This window comes from Streptomyces sp. NPDC015220 (genome assembly GCF_043079345.1).
GTDB lineage: Bacteria > Actinomycetota > Actinomycetes > Streptomycetales > Streptomycetaceae > Streptomyces.
The window spans coordinates 1-24,291 of the sequence record NZ_JBIBUK010000041.1; the positions used below are offsets into that span (position 1 = coordinate 1).

Consider the following 24,291-nt stretch of genomic DNA (forward strand, 5'->3'; position numbering starts at 1 on the left):
GAGCGAGTAACTTCCACTCCTGATCGGTGAGTTCATGACGGCGCAACACCCCACCATGACCCACCACTAGATGATCTCTGAAGACGGACCCCAGCCATTTGCGTGTTCCGGCTTACGCGCCTCCGCTGCGAGGATCCCGAGCAGACCAGGGAAACGTACGTCGATGTCCGACCGGCGCAGCCGGATGCCCTTCCGGTTCCCGTAGTCAATCTCGCAGATCAGTCCGGCCTCCCGAAGCGCACGGAAGTGGTGCGTCTGGGTCTGCTTCGAGATCGGCAGATCGAACGAGTTACATGTGCGCTCGCGATCCTCCTCGTCTGCGGCGAGCTCGACCATCACCGCACGACGGTGCTCATCGGAGAGCGCTCGGAGGACGGTGCCGAGCTCCATCTCCGCAGCCGCTGGCCCCGAAGGTGTTTCCTTCACCATTCGCTTCCACCTCTCTCAGGTCTGATTTGCATCGTACCTTACTTGCGTGCTTCCATCAGGTACGACATGCATCGTACCTAGGAGGAATCTTGTCGCCCACTCACGCCACCCCCGAGCGTCCATCACCATCGCCGTTGCTGCTGCCCGTCGTGCTGCTGGGCATCTTCGTGATGCCGATCAGCATCACTGGCGCCGCGATCGCGCTTCCCGACATCTCGCGGGACCTCGGCAGCGAGGCAACTATGCTGCAGGGCGTCGTCAACGGCTTCAACATCGCCCTGACGATCTCCACGCTGCTATGGGGGCAGATCGGCAACCGGATCGGGCTGCGACGGACGTTCGTCATCGGCCTCGCCACGGTCCTGCTCGGAGCAGTCGCAAGCGCCCTCGCCGGAAACTTGATCCTCCTCGACCTCGCACGGATCATCACCGGCGTCGGCGCGGCCGCCATCGCGACCGGCGGCACCTCGATCATCTCCCACGCCTACGACGGCAAGCGACGCGCACATGCCTTCGCTCTCCTGGGCACGATCGTGGGCATCGGCCTGGCGGCCGGCCCCACGCTCAGCGGCCTGCTTGTCACGGCACTCGGATGGCGTGGTGTCTTCGGCGTGGTCGCCGGGGTCGCCGCGCTCGTGCTGGCGGCTGCAGCGTTCAGAGTCCTGCCAGCACCGTCCGCCACGTCGACGGGCGATGCGCCCCGCCGAGGCTTCCTCAATCTGTCGCCGCTGCGCAGCCCTCGCTTCCTTGCAGTCGCGCTAGTCCCCGTCGCCGCGTCGTTCGCCTACGTCTCAGTCCTCACCTACGCACCCATCGCGCTGAGCGCCGTCCACGCCCAGGACGCGGCGACCGCGGGACTGTCCATGCTCCCGCTGACGCTCCCCGTCCTCGTCGGCCCGCTGCTCACCGGCGCGCTGATCACCCGCACCCGCGTCTCGCCGCACACGATCATCAACACCGCCATCATCCTGCTCATCACCGGCGACGTGCTGTTCCTGCTGTTCGACCCGAGCCTGCCCCCGGTGCTGCTCGTTATCCCGATGATCCTGCTGGGATTCGGATGGGGGCTCCCCCTCGGGCTCGTCGACGGCGAAGCACTCGCCTCCGTCCCCGCACACAGCAGCGCCGCCGCAGCCGGCGTACTCAACTTCCTCCGACTCGGCAGCGAAGCGCTCGCCGTCGCCGTCTTCGGTGCTGCCATCGCCGCGATCATCGGCGCCCAGCTCAGCAACCCAACTCTCGGCGCCGAGGTCGCAGCCGGGGCCACCGGCCATGCAGCCGTCTACGCCTCCGCGTTCCGCATGATGATGATCGCCTGCGCCGTCGTCACCACGGTCATCGGCGCCGCCGTCATCCTCCTGCGCCGAGCCAGCGGCACGCCCACCCCCAACTCCACCGAGGACGAGCTGCCCACCGCGGCGGAATCGCCCACCGATTCCATCCCGGTCCTGTGAAAGGAGCCACGATGACGAAGAACCTGGGGTTCCTCTCCTTCGGCCACTACCAGCCCCGCCACCACCTGTCCGCAGCCGACTCGCTGACGCAAGGGATCGAGATCGCGGTCGGCGCGGAAGAACTCGGCTTCGACGGCGCCTGGATGCGCGTGCACCACTATCAGCACCAGTTCGCCAGCCCCTGGTCCTTCCTGGGAGCCATGGCCGCGAGAACTCAGCGACTCGAACTCGGCACCGCCGTGATCGACATGCGTTACGAGAACCCACTCATCATGGCCGAGCTCTCCGCCGCAGCCGACCTCATCAGCGGCGGACGTCTCCAGCTCGGCATCAGCCGAGGATCACAGGAACCCGCACTGCGCGGATGGGAGAGCTTCGGCTTCCATCCGTCCGCCGACAGCAACGCCGCAGACATGGCACGCGAGCACACCGACCGCTTCCGCGCCGCCATCGCCGGAACCCCGATGGCGATCAGCGACCCCGCCGAGGCCGGCGTGCAGGTGCCGTTGCCGATCCAACCGCAGTCAGAGACGCTTCCGCAGCGCATCTGGTGGGGATCGGCCACGCGACAGAGCGCACAGTGGGCCGGCGAACAGGGTATGCACCTGCTCAGTAGCACCTTGCTCTCTGAGGACACGGGTGTTCCGTTCTCGGAGCTCCAGGCCGAACAGGTCAGGGTCTTCCGCGCCGCCTGGGATCGCGCGGGCCATCGAGGTGCGCCCCGCGTCGCCGTCGTGCGCAGCATCCTGCCGATCGTCTCCGACCGTGACCGATCCTTGTTCGGCCCCGCGGCGCTCCAAGCACAAGAAAACGTCGGCGTCCTTGGAGGTGCCATCTCCCGTTTCGGGAAGAGCTTCATCGGAGAGCCGGAGGCCATCATCAGGGAGATTCACCAAGATCACGCAGTGAAGGAGGCGGACACCCTGCTTGTCACGATCCCCAACACGCTCGGCGTGCAGGAGAACCTGCGCATCCTCGGCAATATTGCAGAGTACCTCGCGCCAACTATTCACTCCCTGAGAGCGGGTTGACTCAAGGGAGCTATGCGAGCCAACGGAGGGGGCGGTGACCCAAATCCATTCGTGACGCCGCCCCCTCCGCATCTTTGTGTACCTATCGTGTCGCCGTGCGGAACTGGCGAGGTGAGGTTCCCCCGAGATGCTGGAAAAGGTGACAGCGGGTCAGGTGAGGTGTATGAGAGGAGCTCTGACGAAGCCTCCCCGAAGAAGTACCCGCTGGAGTTGCGAGAGCGTGCGGTGCGGATGTACCGCGCTTTTGAGCCGAAGCCTGTGATCCGCCGCACGGCCGAGGAACTCGGTGTGCACCACGAGGCCCTGCGCAACTGGATTCGTCGGGCCGATGCCGCGAGCGAGGCGACATGCTCACCACCGCCGAGCGTGAGGAGCTTGCCGCTCTGCGCAAGGAGAATGCTCAGCTCAAGCGTGCGAATGAGGTTCTGCGTACGGCATCGGCTTTTTTCGCGGCCCAGCTCGACCCGACCCGGCCCAGGTGACGGCGCTCGTTGACGAGCACCCGCATCTGGGAGTCGAGCCCGCACTCCGGGAACTGAACATCCCCTCCTCCACCTACTACCGGTGGCGCCAGGACGAGTCCGAGCCGTGCGAACGGCTCCGCCGGGACGCTGAGCTGACGGGCAGGATCCGGCAGGTCCACGACGATTCCGGCGGGATCTACGGCTCACCACGCGTGCACGCCGTCCTCAAGCGTGAGGGCGTCCACGTCGGCCGCAAGCGTGTCGAGCGGCTCATACGCCAGGCCAGCCTCGCACGGGACCAGCCCCCGTCGGGGCAAGGGCTTCACTCGCCGTGACCCGGCCGCCGATCCGGCTCCTGACCTGGTGCAACGCGACTTCGCCGCGAACGGGCCGAACCAGCTGTGGGTCACCGACCGAGCGTCGCCGCCGATTACTGGGGGTGTGGCACCTACGCCTCCGGGATGTAACCGATACGACATGGACATGAAGTTCCTGGTGCAGTTCGCCAAGGCGGCCAAGCGGTACGACTGCAAGGGCCACAACGGAAGCCCCAGGATCGAGTGGGAGATCGACTACAGCAGACTGAACGAGTTCAACGCCCTGACCCTCGCCCGCATCTGGATACCCAAGCCGTGAGGAGGCTGAGTGCCATGCCCCCGACACTCCATCAGGAGTACGACGTCCGTGTGCTCGCGGTACGGCCCTGGGGGCTGGACGTGGTGCTCCCGGACGGCACCGCGGGCCTGATCGACAACACGAAGGACCCGCGCTGGCCGGACGGCGACCAGCAGGCGGCTGTCGGAACGGTGGTCCGCGCCGTCGTCCTGGACGACGAACGGGACCCCGTCCGGATGAGCGCCCTCGACGACGACCGGGCCGTCGCCCAGGTCCTGCGGGATGCCGCGGGTCATTAGCCCCCACGCCGAGGGCCGCGTTCCCGGGAGAGATCCCGGGAACGCGGCCCTCGGCGTGAGGGGCCGGGCCACCGCCGGCGTGGGCGTTGGCCGTGAACAGACATGCCCCGGAAAGGGCCGGTGACGGTTCGGCCGGGGCCGCCCGACGCGGGTCCGCGGCTGTACGTGCGCGGGTGCCATGCGGTCGGTGAATCAGTCCCGGACCAGCTCGCACCCTCTCCAGCGCGCCGGGTTCCTCGAAGAGGTGGGTGGCGCAGGCGGGACCACCTCCAGCCGGTTCTCACAGCGGAGTCGTGCCTGAGCGCCGCGGTTTAGACCGAGCACCCGGTCGTCCGCGCCCCCGGCAACGAGGAGGGCGGGGGCGGTCACCGCGGGCAGCCGGGGGCCGGCGAGCGGTACCACGCAAGCACGTGGAGGTGCTGCCGGACAGGACCGAGATAAAGCTGGGCGCCGCGGACGACAACACCCGCCGGCACGCCGCCGCCCTGAGCGACGAGCAACGCGCCGCCTGGACCGCACTCGGCATGCACTGGTAGCAGGAAGACCAGCCGAGGGCGGCCCGGTCGTTCGGCGACGGGGCCGCCCGGGGCCGGCGCAGCTCCTTGGTGAGTTCGCTGTACCACTCGGTGCGCTCGTGTCCGAGCGGCGCGAGGTCCTGCGCCAGTTCGCAGGCGGCATCGACACGGCCGGGCACCGGGTGCACCGCGCTTTCCTCGCCTCGGTGCGGGTGCTCGGGAAGGGCGTGGACATCACCGGCGAGCGGGGGTCCAGACCGTGTGCTTCACGGACACCCGCGGCTCGCAGGTGGAGATCGTGCAGAACATCGGCCGCGCGTTCCGGCTCCACAAGGACGGCAGCACGAAGGTCACGGATCATGGTGCCGGTGTTCCTTGAGCCCGGCGAGGACCCGACCGACATGGTTGCCTCCGCGAGCTTCAGGCCGCTCGTAGCCGTCCTCCAGGACCTGCGCTCGCACGATGAGCGCCTGGTCGAGCAGCTCGCCTCCCGCGCGCTCACCAGCGGCAAGCGCAAGGTGCACGTCCGGTGTGATGAAGAGGGGCGGATCGTCGGGGCCGGCGGCGAGGGCGACGGCGAGGACCAGGAGCACGACGACACCGACACCGCTGCCGAATCCGCCCTGCTCCACTTCTCCTCTCCCCGCGACGCGGCGACCATCGCGGCGTTCCTGCGCACCCGGGTCTACCGGCCGGAGTCACTGGTGTGGCTGGAGGGCTACCAAGCCCTCATCCGGTGGCGGAAGGAGAACAAGATCACCGGCCTCTACGCCGTGCCCTACGACGTCGAGGTCGAGGTCGGGGCGACGAAGGCGTTCCCGCTTGGCCGACGGGTCCACCAGCAGAGGAAGGCGCTGCGGGCCGGGGAGCTGGAGGAGCGGCGCAAGGTCCTCCTGGACGCGCCGGAAGCCGGCATGGTCTGGGAGCCGGGCGAGGAGGCGTGGGAGAACAAGCTCGCCGCGCTGCGGTCGTACCGGCGGGCCATGGGTCACATCGCGCCACGTCAGGACGCGGTGTGGGGCGAGGGCGAAGCGATGGTGCCGGTCGGCCAGCACATGGCGAACCTGCACCGCAAGGGCGGCCTGGGCAAGGACCCGGAGCGGGCCGCCGTGCGCGCTCAGCAACTGGCCGCGGTCGATGAGGACTGGAACTGCCCGTGGCCCCTGGACTGGCAGCGGCACTACCGCGTCCTGGCGGACCTGGCCGAAGCCGACGGCAGCATGCCCGAGATCCAGCCCGGGGTGCTGTTCGAAGGCGATGACATCGGGCGGTGGCTTCAGCGGCAGAAGGACCCGGGCACCTGGGCGCAGCTCCTCCCCGAGCAGCAGGAGCGGCTGTCGAAGCTGGGCGTGCAGCCCGCTGAGGCCCCGTCTCCCGCCCCGCCGGCCGCGCACACGACGAAGAGCCCGAGCAAGGCACAGAAGGCATTCCAGCGAGGCCTGACAGCCCTCACGCAGTGGGTCGAACGGGAAGGTGCCGACCGGCCGGTGCCTCGGAAAGCAGTGGAGACCTTGCCCGACGGCACCGAGACCAAGCTCGGCATCTGGTACAGCAACACCAAGGCAAGACGCGACAAGCTCAGCGCGGAGCAGTTGGGCGCGCTGCGGGAGCTGGGCATGCAGTGGGCGTAGCGCGAAGGATTTGCCAGGCCACTCGGTTGGCAGGGTCATCCGGCTTTTCTTGGGCATCTCACCCTGCGGTGGCCGGTCATCCGCCTACGATGCCGTCTGCGGACTACGGGGAGGTCGGGTAATGCACGGGCTCGAAGCGGTGGTGGTCCGGCCTGGCGTCCACGGTGGCCCAGACGGTCGCCAAGTCGGTGCTGACGCCGAAGCCGGGGGCGGGTCTGGTGGCGGATCCGGTACGACCGCTGCCGAAGCCGGCGGCGCCCGAGAAGCTGGCGCGGGTCCTCGGCGAGCGCATCGCGGCCGCGTACGCTTCATTGCCGGAGCATGAGCGGCTGGCCGCAGTGGCAGCGGTCCAGGACACGTTCGCTGCCGCGGGCCCGATCGACGCGGACCGGTTGTTCGCCGCGGACCTCGATCCCGGGCGCCTGGCCGACGAGTTGCGATGGCCTGTGGCAGACCTGGCGGAACACGCCCGCGACCTGTATGGGGAGCTGCTTCGGCTGTGCTGCGCGCACCTGGTGGAACAGCTCACGGCCCATCCGACGTTCGCGGCGCGGGCGGCGGTTGAGCACACGCGACGGACCGGGACGCTGTTACGGGAACAGGCCGCTTCCAGGGGATTCCGGTGCGGTTCACGTAGAACGTAGAGGATCGCGTTGAAGACGTCACGTAAATCGACCTTGGCCGGCTGCCCGGTCGGCCTGCGGTCGAGCCGGGCCTTTCTCCAGGCCGTCAACGTCGGCTCGATCAGGGCCCACCGGGCGTCGGACAGGTCGCTGGGATACGGCTTGCGCTCGCTCACGGCGTAGCGTGATCACGGGCGAGGCGGAGGGCTCGGTTCCGCTGTTCATCGGGCGATTCCGTGGCAACTTCAAATCAGACGGACTTCAGGGCACGTAAGCGGACGAGACGGATGGTCGAGCCTCTGCCCTGGAGAGCACCATTCACCGCCTATGGGATGAAAGCCTTCAAAGCGGGGCAGGGATGAGAGCCGCATATAGGGCCTGACCTGCATAAACGCCCTCTTAGCGCACGATCTGACATGGATGTTCCTCAACCCCCGGGAAGCAGAAAGCGGCCCTCGCATAACGACGGAGCGGCGGTGCGCGTCTACGGACAACCAGTACACCACTTCAGGTCTTGGCTCATGGCTCGGAGACTGGCGTGAGGGGGCGCCGTCATGGCGGGTTCAGCACTGTCAACCGCGGTCACATAGGCATGTTAGGCGCGCTGGCCTGGCAGGGTTTTGCGCATAGGCTGTAGGAATTGCAGGACGGTGGCTGATATGTGAGCCGCCTTCTATGGCTGATTCGCCGCACGCGCCATGGCCGGGCAGGGAACAGCGATGCTATTTGTTCCGGTGCGGTGCACCAACTGGTGCGTCGCACCGAAGCGTCAGCAAGGGAGAGCACTTTGTTGAAGCGTAGAAAGCTGTTCACCACGATGGCCGCGACCCTCCTGGCCGCGGGAATCTCCGCCGGCGCGGCGGGAGCAGCTACGGCGGCCCCCTCGGACCAGGGCCAGCACGTCGCGGTGTCTGCGGCCGGCGGTTGCGGCTACTACTCGGGCACGGCCCTCACGGTGCAGGGCGACACGGGCAGCAGGGTCAAGGAAGTCCAGTGTCTGCTTCTCTCGTGGGGCTTCAGCGTCGGTTCCAGCGGCGTCGACGGTGTGTTCGGCAGCGGCACCTACAACGCCGTCCGAGCCTTCCAGGGCTGGTACGGCGGGCTGACGATCGACGGGAAAGTCGGCACCAACACATGGGCTGCCCTACGTAGCTGAACCCGCCGCCGGGGGCACTTAAGGGTTTGTTCAGACCCCGGACGACGCTCACGTCTCGCACCCGTCGCGCAACCTGTGACGGGTGCGAACACGTGAATGGCACCCACGGGTCCCCGAACAGCGTCCTGGACCGCCTGGTCACTGTCGATGGCATCTTCGACTCAAGAGCGCCACCATCGCCTTCCAGCAGTGCACCGGGCTCACCGCCGACGGCATCATCGGCCCTAACACCTGGTCCGAGCTGGACTACTGGCGGTGGAACGACATCGACTGCCACAAGTGACCTGAGGCAGCGGGCCTGAACCCGACTGCTGTGGGCCGCCGCGTGATGAGGCACCGTCATCAACTCCACCTCACGTGTGCGCACCGCCCTGCGGCGCGGACACCTCACCTCTCACACGACAGGAAACGGATCATGGCCTCACAGCGACGCACCCTGCTGCTCCTGACCACGCTGCTTCTCGCCGGCGGAATCGCCACTGCGGGACCATCCGCGGCTGTGCCAGTTCCAAAGCCCACCGCAGCGGCCCAAAGCACTGCCGCCTGCGGCTACTACTCCGGTACGGGGCAGGTGCAGGCCGGGCAAACCTACCCGGACCGGCGGGTGGCCGAAGTACAGTGCCTGATCGACACCAACACCAGCTACCAACCACCCCTCCCCATCGACGGCATCATGGGCCCCCAGACCGTGCGCGCGATCTACGTGGTTCAACAGCATGCTGGTATCACCCCCGACGGCATCGTGGGCGCCAAAACCTGGGCCGCTCTGCGGGCTGGCGTCTGGTGGTAGGTAATCGACGCCACCAGCTCATTGGCCGGGACGCCTGCGCCGCGTCCTGCTGAGCGACGACGGCCCCGGGGATCAATCGAACCGTGGTTGGCGTTGAGATTGATCCCCGGGGCCGTTGCCGCAGATAACAGGGTCGCTTCGCGCACGGTCCCGCAGACGTCGCCGCAGGTCGTGATCAGCAATGCCACAGATAATAGGGCGTTATCAGGGGGGCGACTTCAGACCAGCCCCGTCGCCAATGACCCGTCGGCCGCCCACCAGGGCCGACGGAGGCTTAGCGCACGATCTGACACCGATGTTCCTCAGACCCCTGTTCCGCCTCGTGCGTGGCACCGGGCACATCCTCGATGTGCTCGACGTCCTCCACCGCGACCAGGTCGCACTGCGCATCCACGACGGCGCGTTCTCCGCCATGGACCTCACCGCCCGCCACCCTCGCACCGGCGAACTGCTGTCCACCGTGAAGTTCATGGTGCAGACCCTCGCCGCCGCCGGCGAACTCCAACGCGACCTCCAGCGCGAGCTGACCTACGACGGACTACGCGCGGCCGAGGCCAAGGGCAACAAGGGCGGACGCCGCCCCGCCGTGGCGGCCACGAAGGCCGACGACGTCCGCGCCGCGTACCTGGAGGGCCGCTCCATCGCCGCCCTCGCCCGCGACCACGGAGTCAGCCGCGGCGCGATCCGCACGGCTGTCACCGATCTTCTGCCCGACCACACCACCATCGAGGAGAATGCCCCTGCCTCGGAACTGCCGGTCACCCTCGACATGCCGGGCAAGGTCGCCGACTACCTCAGCAGCCGACGTAGCAGGTCTTCGAGCTGGTGGCGGAGCGGCGGCCGTACAGGGAAGAAAAAGTCTCGCTGCTGCAGCACGCTTTGAGCCAGTCGCGGCAGTTCCGTGTCGGGTACCTGCATCTGCTTCGATTCGGGCATCGCCACCACGTAGACGATGTCGAGTTGTTCGAGCAGGTGGCAGAAGTTCCAGTCTTGCCCGTAGGCATTGTCCGCGGTGACCCATTTGGCGGGCAGGCCGGCGGTCAGGCGGCGGCGCACGAGGTCCCGGGCCAGTTCCCCCTTGGGGGCAAACCCTCGCTCGTCGGGGATCTCCGCCGCCCGGCATCGGTCACGGTGCCCCGCCGTTCTTCTGTGGGAGCGGCGGGGCCCGATTGGGGTGGTGAGGTTAGTGCAGGTTGCTGGCCTCAGTCCCCGTCAGGGCTCGTGGATAGACGTGGACGTCGGCTACGGAGCCGGGGAAGGCCAGGTACGGCGTTGTGGCCGAGGCACTGTTGACGCAGCCGCCCACTGTCAGGGGCAGGGAGGAGTCGTACTGGGGACTGCGGTTGGCGTCGGTTCCCATAAGGGTGCCGTTCTGGTAGAGGGCCATGACTCCGGTGCTGGAGTCTCCGGCGACGGGTGCCCGGTAGGTGGCTACGAGGTGGGTCCAGGTGCCGATTGGTGCGGTGTTGGTGTCGCCTTCCGCGGTGGGGAAGTCGGAGTCCTCGTCGTTGGTGGTCGTGGTCTGGAACATCCAGGCTTGGCTTGGTTTGTCGTAGGAGAGGTAGAAGGCCTGGTGCTGCGTGGTGCCCTGGCAGAGGGCCGTGGTGCCGAGGGCTGAGTTGATCTTCACCCATGCTGAGACGGTGTAGTCACCGAGGGTGTTGACCGCGCTTTGCTTGCTCTTGAGCAAGCCGGTGCTGCCGTCGAAGGCGACGCTGCCGGCCATTGCGCTCGGCGCGTCGGAACTGAAAGTGGCGCTGCCGGTAGCGGTGAGCGGGTTGAGGGTGGCGGTGTCGGTGCCGTCGGTGGCGAGTTTCCACTCGTCTTCGGGCATGCCGTAGTCCCAGCCGGAGGGGACGATCACGCTGTCGGTGCTGGCTTGGTCGGCCTGCATCGCGTAGGGGTAGACGTGGACGTCGGCTACGGAACCGGGGAAGGCGGCGTACGGCGAGGTGGCGTCGGTGTCGGTGACGCAGCCGCCGAGGGTCAGTGGCATGGAGGAGTCGTATTGCGGTGTGAGGTTGGTGTCGGTTCCCATCAGGGTGCCGTTCTGGTAGAGCGACATCACGCCCGTGCTGGAGTCTCCATCGACGGGAGCCGTGTAGGTGACGAGGAGGTGGGTCCAGGTGCCGATGGCGCCGGTGCTGTTGTCACCTTCCGCGGTGGGGAACTGGGCGTCGGCGTCGTTGGTGGTGGTGGTCTGGAACATCCAGCCCTTGTTGCCGCTGTCGTAGCCGATGTAGAACGCCTGGTGCTGGCTGGTGCCTTGGCAGATCGCGGTGGCATCTACCGACGAGTTGATCTTCACCCAGGCGGAGATGGTGTAGTCGCTCGAGGTGTTGACGGCGGTGTGGTCGCTCTCCAGAAATCCGCTGGTGCCGTCGAAGGACGCGGCACCGGCGCCGGCATTGAGCGCCTCCGGACCGTCGGAGGTGAAGGTCGCACCGCCGAGCGCAGTGAACGGGTTGTCTCCGTTTCCGTCGGTACCGTCGGCGTTCAACTGCCACTCGTCCTCGGGGGTGTCGCTGTCCGTGGCGAGCGGGACGAGCAGGTTGGGGCCGATACTGACGACGCCGGTGTCCGTGTCATTGAGGTACCGCGCGGCAAGGTCGGCGTAGTAGGCGTTGGACGGTTTGCCGCTGGAGAGGTCGGCTGCCTTCACGGTCGAGGACGTCGCCGTACCGTCCGTGGATACCGCTGAGGCGAAGTCGACGACTTGGTCTGCGTTGTTGCCGAGCAGGTAGCTGTTCACCTGCTGACGTGCCGATTCCTGTACGGCCGTGCCCGGATGTGCGGTGGTGAACGGCGGGATGGTCGCGAAGTAGACCGTGATGTTGGCGTTCTCAGTGATGGGGCGGCCGTACATGTCATTCGACAGGCCGTCGTCGGTGCCGTAGGCACTGATCTGGCTGCTGAGCGATGCCAGGCCGGCCTCGACTTTTGTGGCGCAGGTGTAGGCGTCGCTGGTGCAGTTGAGCAGGTCGGCGGCACCTGTGGAGATGAGAACGGTGCGTACGTTGCCTTGGGACAGCACGTTCCGGTCCAGCGGGTTGATCGCGTTGAGCGGGGTGGCGCTGTTGGTGATCTGCGGCAGCAGATTGTTGCTCAGGCTGACGCTGTTGGTGCCGGCGTTTAGGACGCCGTAGTCCACTGAGTCGTCGCCGTTGGCGTCGCCTACCAGGGCGCTGGAGATGGCGTCGCTGAGATGGTGCTGGCCGTCATTGTCGGCGGTGTCCCCGTTGACGCTCTGATCGCCGTAGAGGACCAGCGAGCCGGTGGGCGCGGGGGTGGGGGTGGTGACGTCGATGCCGGTTAGGTACGGCAGGCCGGTGTAGGTGGTCTGCGTGTACTTGCCCGCGGTGGCGTCGCCGGTGCGGTTGGCGGCGTCACTGACCCAGACAGGGGTCTGGGCTGCGGCGTGACCCGGCATGGCGGACACCGAGCCGTGAACCTGCAGGCTGACCAGAAGGGTCGCCTGCTGTGGGACGGCAACGGTGACTGGGTCGCTGGTGACATCACCGCCGGCCGGGATGGTGACGGAGGCCGAGTCGCCGAAGGTCACCGGTGCCGGTGTCGCCGCCGCGTTGGCTCCGCCCGCGGTGGCGTCCTGCGGTGCGACGGATGCCGCGTCGAAGGTCACCGGCGTCGTACCCATGGCGTTGGACAGGTGCAGGCGTACTGCGTTGCCGTCGTCTGTGCCGATGCTGATGTGGGCCGGGATCCGCAGCGTCTGCCCGTTGACGGTGGCGGTGCTGCCGCTGGACAGCTGAACCTTGGCGGTGTCCGGCACCGAGGCCCAGGTGCCGACCCAGTGTCGGGCGCTTGAGCCGCTGCCGGTGACGGAGAGCGGCCGCAAGCCTAGTCCGAGGATGTGCAGGGCAGGCTGGCCGGTCTGGACTCCATTGGTGAACAGCGGCAGTGAGATGCTGCTGATGACTGAACCGGGGCATTCCAGCGGGACGCTGATCGCGTAGATCTTCGGCCCGGAGCTGGGGCTGGTTTGCGTGTTGTTGCTGTGGTTCTGATGGGTGAGGGTGAGTGAGGCAGCGGAGGGAGATCCGGCCAGCCAGTCCGGGACGGTGTCCAGTTGATAGTCCTGGCTGGAGGGGGCGCCGCTGGCATCCCGGCAGTTGTCTTTGGCGTAGGTGATGGTTCCTGTGGCGTCCTTGGCGGCGCCGCCGGTCGCGAAGGCCAGGAAGACCAGCGCGTCGCCGGTGTTGGCCACGCCGCTGGTGGGTAGGGTGATGGTTTGGCCGGAGGCCAGCATGTTGTCGTAGGTGCTGGTGCCGAACTTCGGCAGTGCGATCGTGGCGCCGTCCACCGTCACCGTCTTGTTGCTCTGCCAACCTGACGTGCTCGTCAGGTCGGTGGAGTTGATGCTGTTGCCGGAGCCGTCGGCGTCGGCCGGGCTGGTTGAGGTGGTGAAGGTGCTGGTGGCTGTGTTGTTCAGGCAGCTGCTGGTGGCGTTGATCGCGCAGGTGAGCGCCGGTGCCAGGCGCAGTACGTCGAGGCCGGCCTGGTAGCCCGTGGAGTGCGGGTTCTTGCCGGTCAGGGTGAGCGTGAGGGTGTGTACCCCCTGCCTGAGGACGAGCAGCTGCCCGCTTGAGTCCTTGGGGATGCCTAGGTTGAGGAACTGGGTGGTGACGTAGGAGTTGTAAGCGTCGAAGCCGCTGATCAGAGCGGACTGGTTGCTCTGGCCGGCGTCCAGGGTCAGCCGGTAGATGCCGTAGTCCTTGGCCTTGGTCAGATTGGCCCCGAAGCTCCAGGGACCGTCCTTGGGGATGTAGAAGCTGAAGGTGACGGTGTCACCGCTGACGACCTTGGAGGTGGTGCTCTTGTTGTTGAGCATGGCCTGGTAGCCGTCGGCGAACTCGTATCCGCTGCCGGCGGCCTGGCTGATCAGCTGGCCACCCTTGCTGGTGGTCGTCGCCTTCGGCACGGTGATGGTCGTGCCGTCGGCATTGGTTGCGGTCCAGCCGCTGATGAATTTGTCGCCGTAGGCGTAGATCGGGCTGCTGGTGCCGGCGTAGAACACGTAGGCCGTCTGCGTGATGGATGTGGATCCCGCTTGGTCCACCGACTTGGCGTACAGCGTGTGCGGCCCGGCGACGCCGGGCGCGAAGGTCGGGGAGGCGCTGCCGTTGATCACTGATGCGCCGGTGCCGGGACCGTTGTCCGAGGTGGCGTAGTAGACGTGGCCCGGCACGATCGTCGTGCCGGTCTTCCAAGGGGTGACACCACTGCTGCTGTACACCGTGTTGCCGAGGGTGGCGTCAAGGGAGAACAGGTAGCCGGTGATGTTGTTGGTGCGGTTGTTGCTCAGGACGAAGGTGCCCTTGTCGTCGAAGGCGGAGCCGATCTGCTTGGAGGGGAACTGACTGGAGGTGACGATGGGGGCCGGCGGCGCGCTGGTGTCCACCGTGAACGTCTGTGTCTTGGTCCAGATACCCGAGCCGGACCCGACCCAGTAGCCGGCCTCGTTCTGCGCGGTCGCCTTCCACGTGTACTTCCCGTTGGGCAGCTTTGGTGTGGTCCAGTCGCTGCCGTTGGTGTTGTACCTGGCGTGCTTCTTGGAGTCGAGGTTGGGACCGAAACCCTGGCCGACCAGAGTGCCGGAGGAGTTGAAGACGTTGTAGTCGACGCGCACCCGTTCGCTACCGCCCGCCAGGTCGGGGTCGACCGCCCGCGCGGAAAGCGTAGGGGTGCTGGTGGTGGTCATCGTGTTGCCCATGCTCACGATGGACGGCTTGATGGCGGGGCTGCCGGTGCCGTTCTTCAGCTTGGGCCGGAAACTGTAGGTGACCGACATGGTGGCACCACCGCCATAGGCCAGCTGCTTCCACTGGGTGGCGTCGTTCATGTCGGGCGACTGGACCATCAGCGTCATGCTGCTCCAGCCGCCGGCCGCCGCGCTCTGCGCCCGTGAGGTCACGTCGAACTCGAGTGAGGGTGGGCTGACCCAGGAGTTGGAGCCGCTGGTGACCGGGCAGGTTCCTGCCTCGTGGCTCTTCGGGTTGGTGCCCAGCGAGCCGGTGCGTCCACCAGGCTCATGACCCCAGTACAGCGACGAAGAGTTCCATCCAGCGGGGCGGTTTGTGCCGTAGACAGCGGCGGGGGTGTCGGAGCACGAGGCAGCGGAGAGCTGTTTCACGTAGAGCGAGGCATGGCTGACCACCGCGCCTTTGATGCCGCTGGTGTTCATCCGGTAGTAGGTGCGCGCCCGTTCGCCGTTGCCCGGTGATGAGTTGTCCCACCCTTCGCGGGCATTGGTCGCCCCTGACGTGGACGTCGAGTTGTAGACGTTCCATCCGTTGTCGGAGATGCGGGCCCAGTCCAGCTGGGAGGGCCTGCCGCTCCACTCCGGGTCGACGTAGACGGGGTATGTGGTGGTCTTGGCGGTGAGCAGGTTCTGGTCCAGGCCGAGCAGCTGTCGTCCGTTCCGGAGACTCACCTGGACCTGTGCCCGGTGCTTGCCGACCTTCACCGCCGCCTTGTGTTCAGCCCGTGCGGAGGAGGCGGTCGTGGTGCGAGCCAGGGAAGCCGCACCGGTCTTCGGAAGAGGACTGTCCCACATCAGTGCGGTGTCGCTGTGGAACACCGTGTTGCCGGTGCGTTTGTCGGTGGCCCGCGTACCGCCGCCCTTGGTGGCCGCAAGCTTGAGGTTGCTGGAGGAGGTGTTGAGCGCAAGTTGCTGCAACCGCGGGTTGGCAGCCGCCTTGGGCGTTTTGACCACCAGGATCGAAGAGTATCCGGAGGCGTCGGCGGTCAGTTGCAGGTCGACTCCGGCGAGGACCTCGGGGTAGGTGGCAGTGTCGCCGGAGATTACCGGCCTGGGTAGTGCGTCTGGCCATGAGAAGCTCAGCTTGTCCGGCCCGCTGCGCATGGTGACCATGGGGTCGGTGCCGCCGCCAGTGAAGGTAATGGGTGTGACAGCGGCCTTCGGTGCCCAGGTGCCGTCCGTCTGCTGTACCAGTGTGGTGTCGATGGGGACCCACTTGCCCTGCTGCTGTACACGCTGGGGCGTCGAGGTGTCGGTGCGTGTGAAGGTGCCGTCCGGGTTGGCGACGACCAGCGTGCCGGTGTCGGTGAGCTGGTCGATCGTTACGGGCTTGCCGGTCGCCATCGCTTGCGCAGATGCCGACTCGGTGGGGTTGAGGAGCCTGGCGGTCTTCTGGGTCTGAGCCTTGTGCGAGTCGGAGTCGGTTGCCTGCGCTGAATCTCCGTCTGCCGCATGGGCGGGCAAAGTGGTTGTCAGCGTTGCCGCAGCCAGTGCTGTGACAACAGCGAAGGCAATCGGTCTTGCGGCCGGGCGTCTGGACGCACGTGTGGGTGCGCGGAAGGCGGACATCGCGGTTGGGATCCTTCGCAGGTTTCAGGCGGTCCCCCCGTGCGGGCCCCGCGCCGCTGTGCATTCTGAACGCCAGGTATGTGCAAGGTCCATCGAGAGCCAGGCCACAACTGCCCTACAACTGTCCACTTTTGACGGGTGCGGTCCGTCTTGTGTCCTGTGGCAGACGATTCTTTTACTTTCCCTGTGAAGATGCTTTGCAAGTTGTGTCGACTTCAGCACCTAGCGTGATCGGTTGCGGGGTTGATCAATGACGCCTCCACTCTGACGGGTACTCAAATTCGTTTACTGTTGTAGCTTTTGGGCGCTCCGGGGCCTGGGAGGGGAGCGCACAACGTGGCGTGGATATCGGTGCGTCGGCGTAAAAGAGCAGCCTGGGCAGCTCACAGCAGTCGTCGCACGGCAGTCGTGACAATCACCGCCTTGGTGGCGGGCCTGCTGCCCGCCGGCCTGGCCACCGCAGGCACCGGCGCCAAAGCGCATGCGTCAGCGCTGACCGCTCCACACGACAAGCCGATCCCCTTCACTCACGCCGTTCCCAGGCGGCATTCCCCGCCTGAACCTTTCAAGCACTTCGATCCCACCGGGCACGCACAGCTTCCTGCACCGGGCAGCGCTGTGGTGAGCTTGCCCACGGCTGCCGCCTCCCTTGCCAAGGGCGTCAGAGCGCCCCAGGTCAGAGCTGGAAACCTGCCCGTTCTGTTGGGTGCTGGAGCGGCAGTGAGGCCCCATTCGGCCGCCGTCACCCAGCCCCAACAGGTACGCGTGACGATGCTCGATCAAAAGGCCGCGCAGGCAGCGGGCGTCCATGGCGTCTTGTTCGCCCTCCAGCGCATAGGTCCTGGCAGTGGGAACGTCGCCCTGCGGGTCGACGACTCGTCGTTCCGCTACGCCTTCGGCGGTGACTTCGCCTCACGCCTGCACCTGGTGCAACTGCCCGCTTGCGCCATGACAAACCCGAACCTGGCGAAATGTCAGACGCAGACTCGTGTGCGCACAACCCCCGGCGCGGCGCTGTCGGCCCAGGTTGCCGTGCCAGCCACGTCCACTGGCGTGTCGGGCGCTGCCGCTCCTTCACGCACAGCAGCGGCTGCCAAGGCGGCCGGCCCGATGGTCGTCATGGCCGCGACCTCAGGAGCGGCCGGCTCGTCCGGCGACTACTCGGCGACGAGCCTGTCACCGGGCGGCTCATGGTCCGTCTCCGGAAACACCGGCTCGTTCACCTACAACTACCCGATCACGGTGCCACAGGCGATCGGCGGGGCGGCGCCCCAGGTAAGTCTGTCCTACGACTCCAGCAGCCAGGACGCGCGTACCGAGGGAACGAACAACCAGTCGTCGTGGCTGGGTGATGGCTGGACGTCGACCGAGAACTACATCGAACGCACCTACAAGTCTTGCAGCGACGACTCCTCGTCCGGCGCTCCGAAGGACGACGGAGACCAGTGCTGGGCGGGACAGATCCTCACCCTGTCACTGAATGGCACCTCCACCGACATCGTCTACGACGACACCACCAAGACCTTCCGCCCCGCCAGTGATCAGTCCACCACCAAGATCGAGGACCTGACCGGCGGGAAGAACGACGCAAAGAACGGCGAGTACTTCAAGGTCACCGAGGGCGGCGTCCAGTACTACTTCGGACTCAACCAGCTCCCAGGCTGGACCAGTGGCAAAGAGGAAACGAAATCCGTCTGGACCGAGCCGGTCTACCACGCACACAGCGGTGTGGCCGCCTGCCCGGACAGCACGGACTTCGCCGCGACCGCCTGCACCCTGGGATACCGGTTCAACCTGGACTACGCGGTAGACACCCACGGCAACGCCACCGCCTGGTACTACAAGCCGGAGGTCGGCTACTACGGGGCGGCCAAGAAGGACACCGCGGTGGCCTACACCCGTGGCGGGGCCCTCTCGCGCATCGACTACGGCATGACCGCCTCGACCATCTACTCCAGCACCGCGCCCGAGCAGATCCTCTTCGACACCGACGAACGCTGTATCCGCGGTACTCCCACCGGCAACACCTGCGAGGACACCCAGTTCACGGCGGCGAACGCGGCCTACTGGCCCGATGTGCCCATCGACCTCAACTGCACATCTCAGGGGAGCTGCACCAACCATAGTCCGAGCTTTTGGTCACGCATCCTCCTGAAATCGATCACCACCCAGATCCAGGTCGCCGGCGCAACGAAGCAGGTCGACAAGTACGACTTCACCCAGTCCTTCCCCGACGGGGGAGACCATGCCCCCACGCTGTGGCTGGACTCCATCAAGCACACGGGCCTGGACACCCTGGGCGGCGCGTCGGCCAGCACCTCGACACCGGCGGTGAGCTTCGATCCGCCAGTGCAGCTGCCCAACCGGGTGGGGACCATTCCGCAGATGCCGCTGATGTACCACGACCGCATCCAGACGGTCACCAGCGAGAGCGGCGCCCAGACCACCGTCACCTACGATCGTCCCGATTGCTCCAGCGCCCCGGCGAGCGACCCCGACGACCCGACCGACGCCGCCGCGCGCAGTTTCGCGTCGACCAACACTTTGTCCTGCTTCCCGGTGTACTGGACGCCTTATGGCCAGCCGGCGCCGTGGATGGACTGGTTCTACAAGTACAAGGTCACCTCGGTCGTCACTCTTGACCCGAGCAACTCCTACCAGGACGGCACCGAGCCGGAGCTGGAGACGGACTACGCATACAAGGGCAACCCCGGCTGGCACTACGACGACAACGAAGTCGTCAAGGCCAAGAACCGAACCTGGGGCCAGTTCCGGGGCTACCCCGAGGTGGAAGTCACCACCGGCGACCCGACGGTCTTCCACAAGACCGACGGAGTCATCGTCCACGACCAGAAGACCCTCACGAAGACCCATTACTTCCTGGGCATGAACGGCGACACCCTGCCCGGCGGCAAAACCCGCTCAGTGCCGTCACTGACCAGCCAGGACGGCACCGTCAGCGTGGCGGACGACGACGCACTGGCAGGGCAGGTCTTCGAGACCGACACCTACACCAGCGCCACCGGCGACCTGAACAAGGCGGACGTCACCGTCCCCACGATCATCGGTCCCACCGCCTCCCGGTCACGCAGCGGACTGCCGGCACTCACAGCCCAAATGGTGCGTACGGCCAAGAGCCTCAGCCGACAGGCAGTCTCTTACGGCTGGCGGAAGACCGAGACCGACACCTTCTACAACACCGCTCTGGGCAAGCCGACCACCGGCATGCCTATCCAGGTCGACGACCGCGGAGAGACGGCCGACGGCAGCAACACCACCAAGTGCACCTACACCCGCTACCTCACCGGCGGTGTCGAAACGCTGGTCCTGCCCGCTGAAGTCGTCACCACCGACCAGGACTGCTCCACCGCCGCAGCGGCTCCCAGCGGCACCCTGATCTCCGACGTTCGTACCTCCTACGACAACACCGCCTTCGGCTACGACGGCGACGGCCGGCAAAACCCGACGCTGCCGAAGATCGGGGACGCCACGCTGGTCCAGAAGGCATCCACAGCCAACGGCGCCGCAGCCACAGCGTTCATCGACGCAGCAGCGAACACGTACGACAGCTACGGCCGCGCCGTCCTCACCACCCGAACACCGCATTCCACCGCCCCCAACGGCACCAGCCTCGCCCAGACCGTCGCCACCGCGTACACCCCAGCCGCCGGAGCGCTGCCGACCAGCCTGATCACCGCGACACAGGTCACCCCTGGAGCCACCTGCACCACAAGCACAACGAGCTCCAAGGACTGCCAGGTCACCAGCAGCACCCTGGACCCGGCCCGCGCCCAGGCCACCGCCAAGACAAGCGCCGCCGGACTGCTCACCTCACTCACCTACGACGCGCTCGGCCGCCTGACCAACGTGTGGCTGCCCAACGAGATAAAAGCCAACGGCGCACCGGCGAACATGACCTACACCTACAGCCTGACGCAGACAGCACCGTCGATCGTCACCACGAAAACACTCCTGGACGACGGCAGCTACAAGGCCAGCCAGACGCTGTACGACGCCATGCTCCGCCCCCTGCAGACACAGGCGATGTCGGAAAACTCGACCACGACCGTCAGCGACACCCAATACGACTCACACGGATGGACGGTAGTCACCAACAACGGCTACGCGCTCGCAAGCGGTCTCAGCAGCGTTCCGTTCCAGGTCTCCCAGGTCACCATCCCCGACACCACCGTCACCGACCACGACGGAATGGGCCGCGCCGACCTGGTCACTGAGGAGCACAACGGCTCCAAGACCTGGACCACCACAACCGCCTACACCGGAGACAAGACCACCGTGCTGCCCCCCAAGGGCAGCGTGCCAACGACCACAATTGCCGACGCCCGAGGACAGACCACCGAACTCGACCAGTACACGGCCGCCCCCGTCCTGTCCGGCACGGCAGCGACCGGCTTCACCACCACCGGCGGCACCACCTCACGCACCACCTACGCCTACACCCCCGCGGGCCAGCAGCACCAGGTCACCGGCCCCGACAAGGCCGCATGGACGTTCGACTACGACCTGCTCGGACGTAAGACGTCCCAGAACGACCCAGACGCAGGCAAGAGCACATACGGATACGACGACGCCGGCAACCTGACCTCCACCACCGACGCCAAGCAGGTCGAACTCGACTACACCTACGACCTCCTGGGCCGCAAACTCACCGGCACCGACAAGGCGAAATCCAACTTCCAATTCGCCTCCTGGACCTACGACACCCTGCGCATCGGCCTGCCGACCTCATCGACCCGCTACGTCCAAGGAACCACCGGCGGCTACACCGTCGCCACCACCGGCTACACCGTCCTCGGCAACCCCACCGGCACCAAGATCACCCTGCCCAACTCCGAGGCACCACTGCCGTCGACCTACACCACGACGTACACCTACACCATCAACGACCAACTGCTCGCCACACAGACCGACCCCCGCACCCAAGGACTGTCAAGCGAGACCATTACCTACGGCCACGACACGCTGGGCGCCCCGACGAAGACCAGCAGCAGCGCCAACATCTACGTCGCCGCAACCACCTACACGAACTACGCGCAACCGTCCCGGGTCACGCTCGGCGCCTCCACCAACCCCGCCACCATCACCTACAACTACGACGACCAAACCCTCCGGCTGCAAGAACGCACGATCGCACGCACTCAGGCACCCGGACCGACCGTAGACGACACCACATACAGGTACGACGACTCCGGCAACCCGATCTCCACCACCGACCGGCAGTCCGAGACCGGCAACACCATCACCGACCAGCAGTGCTACAGCTATGACAGCCTGGACCGGCTCGCCGACGCCTGGACTGCCAACGACAACTGCGCCGCCAACCCGCCCACGTCCAGCAGCCTCACCACGACAGCTGGCTCCTACTGGCAGACCTTCAGCTACGACGCCATCGGCAACCGCCACCAGAGCATCGACCACGCCATCGGCACCACCGGCGCCACTTCCATCACCACCTACACCAACGGCTGCACCGCCAACTGCAACACCACTGGAGCTCAGCCTCACACGCTGACCGCCACCAGTGGCGGCGCCAACCCCACCAGCTTCACCTACGATGAAGACGGCAACCTGCACAGCCGCACCCCGGCGACCGGCCCGAGCCAAACGCTCACCTGGGACGATGAGGGCCACCTGGCCCAGGTCGACACCGCCGGCGCCAGCCCCGCAAGCACCAAGTACCTCTACGACGCCGACGGCAACCAGCTCATCCGCCGCGACCCCGGCAGAACCACCCTCTTCGCCGGCGACACGCAAATCGTCGTCGACACAAGCGTCACCCCCAACGTCCTCCTCGGCGGTGTCCGTACCTACACCTACGGCGGCGCAGGCACCCCCGTGGCCGTCCGCTCCAGCCTCACGGGCGGAGGAGTGAAATACCTCTTCAGCGACCCGCACGGCACCGCGACCATCTCCATGGACACCACCACCCAGCAGGTCGCCCGCCAGCAGTACACCCCCTACGGCCAGCCACGAAGCAGCGCCAACACCACCACATGGCCAGATCCCACCCACTCCTTCCTCGGCAAACCGCAAGACACCACCACCGGGTACACCGATGTGGGAGCACGCAAGTACGACCCCACCCTCGGCCGCTTCATCAGCGTCGACCCCGCTCTCGAACCCACCAGCCCCCAGGAACTCGGCGGCTACGCCTACGCCGCCGACAACCCCCTCCGAAACAGTGACCCCACGGGACTGTGGATAGCCGAGGGAAACGAAGGTGGATGGGTCGACTCGGGCGGCCACGGCGGAACCAAGACTGTCCAAGAGCGTGACAACGCACGCCAGCGCAATGGCGGCGGCCTCACCTACGTCCCAAGAAGGCCGTCCCAGAGCAGCGGAGGAAGCAACTCTCACCACAGCAAGACCGTAACCACGGTCGCAATGCAGTCCGACCGCGACCTCACCATGACGAGCTCCGTCGAGACCAAGGGAGGTGCTCCCTACGTCAACGGCGTCTGCGTATACGCAGCGGCAGGAAACTGCGGCGGCGCAGCTGAACCCGAAACCGTAGAGCTTCCCGATCTGAACTGCGCACCAGGTGACCACCTGTGTGACGTGCGGAACGGCGAGCTCCAGTTCGCTGTCGGTACAGGGATGCTGGGCGGCTCGTTGGGTATCTTCTCGTTCTTCATGGGCGGTGGTGCATGCAGCTTCGCTGCCGCGACGCCCGTTCTGCTGGAGCACGGCAAGACAAAGCCCATCAGCAAGGTCAAGCCAGGCGACAAAGTAGAAGCCGGCGACCCAGAAACCGGCAAGCATGTCGGCGCCCGGTCCGTTACGGCAACCTTCGTCAATCACGACCGCGACCTGATCGGCCTGACCGTCCGCGGCCAAGACGGAAAGAACGCCACTCTCCACACCACCTCCAAACATCCATTCTGGGATGACACCGCGCACACTTGGGTGCCAGCCGGAAAGCTCACAGCCGGCCATCTGCTCAACACCGCTCGAGACCGGCACGTCCGTCTTATGACCGTCCGTGTGCGGCCGGGCGCGGCCGACATGTACAACTTCACGGTCGAGCAGCTCCACACGTACTATGTACTCGCTGGTCAGACGCCGGTTCTCGTTCACAACAGCAACTGTGATCTTCCTGAGGGGTACACGTCTTCCCCGGCGCTCAAGGGTGATCCGTATCATCCGGACTCGGTAGCCGCGCGAAGTGCGCAGAACCGGGAGTTGTACGCCGGAACCGTAGGGGACAGGGCGGGGGCCCTTGGGTACAGGACGAGAATCCCTACGCAGAAGGCTCCGTTCAATTCGCACGGACAGGTGGTCTTCTCGAACGGGAAGAACTACATCACGCCAGATGTTGACGGGCATAATGTGTCGGACGGCTGGAAGATGTTCAACCGCAAGGGCCAACGGATCGGTACTTATGACCCAGATCTCAACTATCTCAAGGAATAACCGATTCGCGATCGAAGTGATCGGTGATCCCGTCTCGGAGGGTGGCGTCTCGTCGCCTTCCGAGGCCGCCGGTAGGGTCACGGTCGGGGATTTCTCAGAATCATTCCCGATGGACCTGAGCTTCTGGACGGTGGCTGACTACTCTCGAAGTTGGGAGAGAGCCCTGAGGGAGCTTGAGGTGAGCGACAATTCGACCTCGTGCCTCATCTCTTCGATCACGGACCCGGAGACCGCTAACTTCATCTTCTGCTGGCCCATTTACCGGGAAGGGGAATCTATCCACGTGCAAAATTCGATCATCTTCCTGGATGGCCTCGAAGAAGAGTTCAATCCGCAAGAGCCTTGGCGATATGTGGAGGCTCGAAGTTTGGTTGACGAGGACGGGAACCATATTTCTGAGTGGTCGACGACCATCTCTGAGGTGCGGCGGTTCCGCGAGTCCATCGGGGGCCAGTAGCTCAGGTACACACGCAAATCTGAAGCCCCGCCAGGCAGTGCCTGG

At 66.2% G+C, this 24,291-nt stretch carries 16 protein-coding genes and 5 pseudogenes; 16 read left to right on the plus strand and 5 right to left on the minus strand.

The window, feature by feature from the left end; genetic code table 11:
* Positions 1-66 precede the first annotated feature (66 nt).
* On the minus strand, positions 67-429 hold the full coding sequence (locus tag ACF061_RS38180; RefSeq protein WP_392271624.1) for an ArsR/SmtB family transcription factor: 363 nt from the start codon (positions 427-429) through the stop codon (positions 67-69).
* Between the two features lie 134 nt (positions 430-563).
* Between ACF061_RS38180 and ACF061_RS38185 the strand changes: the two genes are divergently transcribed.
* The 7 genes and pseudogenes from ACF061_RS38185 (at position 564) to ACF061_RS38215 (ending at position 4,292) form a co-directional block, all read left to right on the plus strand.
* The gene (locus ACF061_RS38185) at positions 564-1,883 is read left to right on the plus strand and encodes an MFS transporter (RefSeq protein WP_392271625.1); all 1,320 of its coding nucleotides are present in this window, start codon (positions 564-566) and stop codon (positions 1,881-1,883) included.
* 11 nt (positions 1,884-1,894) lie between these two features.
* Complete coding sequence (locus ACF061_RS38190) at positions 1,895-2,914, plus strand: LLM class flavin-dependent oxidoreductase (protein ID WP_392271626.1); 1,020 nt, start codon at positions 1,895-1,897, stop codon at positions 2,912-2,914.
* 231 nt (positions 2,915-3,145) lie between these two features.
* Positions 3,146-3,202, plus strand: a pseudogene (locus ACF061_RS38195) (hypothetical protein); the annotation flags it as partial.
* Positions 3,203-3,261: 59 nt separating this feature from the next.
* On the plus strand, positions 3,262-3,396 hold the full coding sequence (locus tag ACF061_RS38200) for a hypothetical protein (RefSeq protein ID WP_256096679.1): 135 nt from the start codon (positions 3,262-3,264) through the stop codon (positions 3,394-3,396).
* Entirely contained in the window at positions 3,393-3,713 is a 321-nt protein-coding gene (locus ACF061_RS38205; RefSeq protein ID WP_392271627.1) for an IS3 family transposase, read from the plus strand. The genes ACF061_RS38200 and ACF061_RS38205 overlap by 4 nt, the downstream gene beginning before the upstream one ends.
* A gap of 142 nt (positions 3,714-3,855) precedes the next feature.
* Positions 3,856-4,014 carry a hypothetical protein gene (locus tag ACF061_RS38210; protein WP_392271628.1) on the plus strand — a complete coding sequence of 53 codons (159 nt, stop codon included), beginning with the start codon at positions 3,856-3,858 and terminating at the stop codon, positions 4,012-4,014.
* A 14-nt stretch (positions 4,015-4,028) separates the two neighbouring features.
* Positions 4,029-4,292, plus strand: a complete 264-nt coding sequence (locus ACF061_RS38215) for a hypothetical protein (RefSeq protein ID WP_392271629.1) — start codon at positions 4,029-4,031, stop codon at positions 4,290-4,292.
* Positions 4,293-4,503: 211 nt separating this feature from the next.
* Here the strand turns inward: ACF061_RS38215 and ACF061_RS38220 are convergent.
* Positions 4,504-4,685, minus strand: a pseudogene (locus tag ACF061_RS38220) (phosphoribosyltransferase); the annotation flags it as partial.
* 17 nt (positions 4,686-4,702) lie between these two features.
* Between ACF061_RS38220 and ACF061_RS38225 the strand changes: the two are divergent.
* From ACF061_RS38225 to ACF061_RS38235, 3 genes and pseudogenes are all read left to right on the plus strand, one after another.
* A complete protein-coding gene (locus ACF061_RS38225) occupies positions 4,703-4,828 on the plus strand; it encodes a hypothetical protein (protein ID WP_392271630.1) in 126 nt (41 codons plus the stop codon).
* Positions 4,829-4,923: 95 nt separating this feature from the next.
* Positions 4,924-6,438, plus strand: a pseudogene (locus ACF061_RS38230) (Helicase associated domain protein); the annotation flags it as partial.
* Positions 6,439-6,626: 188 nt separating this feature from the next.
* Positions 6,627-6,977 (plus strand): annotated as a pseudogene (locus tag ACF061_RS38235) (ATP-binding protein); the annotation flags it as partial.
* Between the two features lie 67 nt (positions 6,978-7,044).
* On the opposite strand, the pseudogene ACF061_RS38240 reads toward ACF061_RS38235, so the two are convergent.
* Positions 7,045-7,237 (minus strand): annotated as a pseudogene (locus ACF061_RS38240) (transposase); the annotation flags it as partial.
* Between the two features lie 611 nt (positions 7,238-7,848).
* Between ACF061_RS38240 and ACF061_RS38245 the strand changes: the two are divergent.
* From ACF061_RS38245 to ACF061_RS38260, 4 genes are all read left to right on the plus strand, one after another.
* The gene (locus tag ACF061_RS38245; RefSeq protein ID WP_392271631.1) at positions 7,849-8,217 is read left to right on the plus strand and encodes a peptidoglycan-binding protein; all 369 of its coding nucleotides are present in this window, start codon (positions 7,849-7,851) and stop codon (positions 8,215-8,217) included.
* A gap of 82 nt (positions 8,218-8,299) precedes the next feature.
* Entirely contained in the window at positions 8,300-8,500 is a 201-nt protein-coding gene (locus tag ACF061_RS38250) for a peptidoglycan-binding protein (RefSeq protein WP_392271632.1), read from the plus strand.
* Between the two features lie 132 nt (positions 8,501-8,632).
* Positions 8,633-9,007, plus strand: a complete 375-nt coding sequence (locus tag ACF061_RS38255; protein ID WP_392271633.1) for a peptidoglycan-binding protein — start codon at positions 8,633-8,635, stop codon at positions 9,005-9,007.
* 295 nt (positions 9,008-9,302) lie between these two features.
* Complete coding sequence (locus ACF061_RS38260; RefSeq protein WP_392271634.1) at positions 9,303-9,890, plus strand: recombinase family protein; 588 nt, start codon at positions 9,303-9,305, stop codon at positions 9,888-9,890.
* Here the strand turns inward: ACF061_RS38260 and ACF061_RS38265 are convergent.
* Together ACF061_RS38265 and ACF061_RS38270 are read right to left on the minus strand one after the other, a co-directional pair.
* Positions 9,797-10,213 carry a transposase gene (locus tag ACF061_RS38265; protein ID WP_392271645.1) on the minus strand — a complete coding sequence of 139 codons (417 nt, stop codon included), beginning with the start codon at positions 10,211-10,213 and terminating at the stop codon, positions 9,797-9,799. The genes ACF061_RS38260 and ACF061_RS38265 overlap by 94 nt on opposite strands.
* The gene (locus tag ACF061_RS38270; protein WP_392271635.1) at positions 10,191-16,355 is read right to left on the minus strand and encodes a LamG-like jellyroll fold domain-containing protein; all 6,165 of its coding nucleotides are present in this window, start codon (positions 16,353-16,355) and stop codon (positions 10,191-10,193) included. The genes ACF061_RS38265 and ACF061_RS38270 overlap by 23 nt, the downstream gene beginning before the upstream one ends.
* Before the next feature lie 408 nt (positions 16,356-16,763).
* On the opposite strand from ACF061_RS38270, the gene ACF061_RS38275 reads away from it, so the two are divergent.
* Both ACF061_RS38275 and ACF061_RS38280 read left to right on the plus strand, forming a co-directional pair.
* Positions 16,764-23,789: a polymorphic toxin-type HINT domain-containing protein gene (locus ACF061_RS38275; protein ID WP_392271636.1), complete on the plus strand. Its 7,026-nt coding sequence runs from the start codon at positions 16,764-16,766 to the stop codon at positions 23,787-23,789.
* Positions 23,758-24,246, plus strand: a complete 489-nt coding sequence (locus ACF061_RS38280) for a hypothetical protein (protein WP_392271637.1) — start codon at positions 23,758-23,760, stop codon at positions 24,244-24,246. Before ACF061_RS38275 ends, ACF061_RS38280 begins: the two co-directional genes overlap by 32 nt.
* Positions 24,247-24,291: the final 45 nt, after the last annotated feature.

Excerpts from the sequence above, each read along its gene's own strand:
- ACF061_RS38180 (WP_392271624.1), bottom strand. The coding sequence starts at position 429 with ATGGTGAAGGAAACACCTTCGGGGCCAGCGGCTGCGGAGATGGAGCTC.
- ACF061_RS38190 (WP_392271626.1), top strand. The coding sequence starts at position 1,895 with ATGACGAAGAACCTGGGGTTCCTCTCCTTCGGCCACTACCAGCCCCGC.
- ACF061_RS38200 (WP_256096679.1), top strand. The coding sequence starts at position 3,262 with ATGCTCACCACCGCCGAGCGTGAGGAGCTTGCCGCTCTGCGCAAGGAG.
- ACF061_RS38210 (WP_392271628.1), top strand. The coding sequence starts at position 3,856 with ATGGACATGAAGTTCCTGGTGCAGTTCGCCAAGGCGGCCAAGCGGTAC.
- ACF061_RS38215 (WP_392271629.1), top strand. The coding sequence starts at position 4,029 with ATGCCCCCGACACTCCATCAGGAGTACGACGTCCGTGTGCTCGCGGTA.
- ACF061_RS38255 (WP_392271633.1), top strand. The coding sequence starts at position 8,633 with ATGGCCTCACAGCGACGCACCCTGCTGCTCCTGACCACGCTGCTTCTC.
- ACF061_RS38260 (WP_392271634.1), top strand. The coding sequence starts at position 9,303 with ATGTTCCTCAGACCCCTGTTCCGCCTCGTGCGTGGCACCGGGCACATC.
- ACF061_RS38270 (WP_392271635.1), bottom strand. The coding sequence starts at position 16,355 with ATGTCCGCCTTCCGCGCACCCACACGTGCGTCCAGACGCCCGGCCGCA.
- ACF061_RS38280 (WP_392271637.1), top strand. The coding sequence starts at position 23,758 with ATGACCCAGATCTCAACTATCTCAAGGAATAACCGATTCGCGATCGAA.